1 protein-coding gene is annotated in these 341 nt (G+C 70.1%); it reads right to left on the bottom strand.

The features are described 5' to 3' along the window. The coding region (locus KVT32_RS29255; RefSeq protein WP_217619334.1) for an MFS transporter at nt 1–341 on the bottom strand (341 nt) is incomplete at both ends.

Genomic DNA, 341 nt, shown 5'->3' with positions numbered 1-341 from the left:
ATCACCGGCGCCACGATGGCCGGCGCGAACAGCCCGCCGAAGCGCGCGACCGCGCCGGCCGTTCCCATCCCCGAGGCGCGCAGGTCGGTCGGATAGACTTCGGGCGTGAAGGCGTACAGGGCGCCCCAGGTGCCGAGCAGCGCGAAACTCATCAGGAGGGTCGAGCCGACCACCACGCTTGTTGCGCTGCCGAAGCTGTAGAGCATGCAGCCCAGGGCGCTGAGCAGCAGGAAGCCGATCAGCGTCGGCTTTCGGCCCCAGCGTTCCACGCCATAGGCCGCCAGCGCGAAGCCCGGCAGCTGCACCAGCGCCAGCACGATCAGGAACTCCTGGCCGCGCAT

The organism is Achromobacter sp. GbtcB20 (assembly GCF_019091095.1).
GTDB classification, from domain to species: Bacteria; Pseudomonadota; Gammaproteobacteria; order Burkholderiales; family Burkholderiaceae_B; genus Achromobacter; species Achromobacter mucicolens.
Note: the sequence above shows the minus strand (reverse complement) of the source record. Positions and strands in the feature narration are given on the sequence as shown.